The sequence below is a fragment of the Nocardia sp. 852002-20019_SCH5090214 genome (assembly GCF_001665865.1).
Taxonomy (GTDB): Bacteria; Actinomycetota; Actinomycetes; order Mycobacteriales; family Mycobacteriaceae; genus Nocardia; species Nocardia nova.
This window is the reverse complement of the sequence record NZ_LZMK01000387.1, coordinates 1-855: the sequence shown is the minus strand read 5'-3', so window position 1 is coordinate 855 and position 855 is coordinate 1. Positions and strand designations below refer to the sequence as shown.

The 855-nt window shown below is 74.7% G+C and carries 1 pseudogene; it reads right to left on the bottom strand.

Annotated features, from left to right (window positions below):
* Positions 1 to 855, bottom strand: a pseudogene (locus A5780_RS41465) (hypothetical protein); the annotation flags it as partial.

Sequence of the window (855 nt, the reverse complement as noted above, 5' to 3'; positions counted from 1 at the left end):
GCGAGCGGGCCTCGTAGATGCGCGCGAGCATCTCGATCGGCTGGCGTGACAGCCCGCGATCGATCACCGCGCGCGCGGCCGATCGCGCGCCGATCGCGCGCGACAGCGCTGCGGCAGGTGTCGATCGCGCGCCGTTCGATCGCGCACTCACCCGCGGGGAGGCGCTCGATGTCGCGCGCGCGGTGATCGATCGCGGGTTCGCGCGCGATCGACGAGCGACCGGTGTGCGCGCGATCGATGTTGTCGCGCGCGATCGGCCGCCCGGAATTTCCGCGCACAAGGGTCACGACCGCCGCGCGGTCGTGATCGGAGTCGTCGCGCGCGGGCTCGTCCTGATCCCCCTCGGCGGGGGCGGTGTCGGTCTCGTGATCGGCGATCGACTCGCGATCGGTTCCCAGCTCAACAGGGCTGTGCGCGGCGATCGGCGCGCGATCGTCCACCGCCGGTTCGGGCGCGATCGGCTCGGCCTCGGCCGCCGCGCGGTCGCGATCGGCCGCAGCGTCGCGCGCGATCGGCGCGCGATCGGCAGCCACCTCCGCACTGGCCTGCGGGACGGCCGCGACGTCGTCGGCCGCGCGCGAGTGATCGGCATCCCCGCGCGCGATCGGCGCGCGATCGATGTCGTCGCGCGCGATCGAACCGGCCTCCTCGGCCGCGCGCGCGATCGGTTCGCGCGCGATCGGTGTGGGCTCCGCGCGATCGGCCGCAGCGTCGTCGCGCGCGGTGAAGTCGCGCTCGAACTCGTCCATGTCCGTGCGATCGGCCGCCACGGTCTCGTCGCGCGCGACGGTCGCGGTCGCGGCTGGGGTGGTGGTCTGGTGTGTGGTGGCGGCGTCGAGTTCGTGCAGGGCGGCG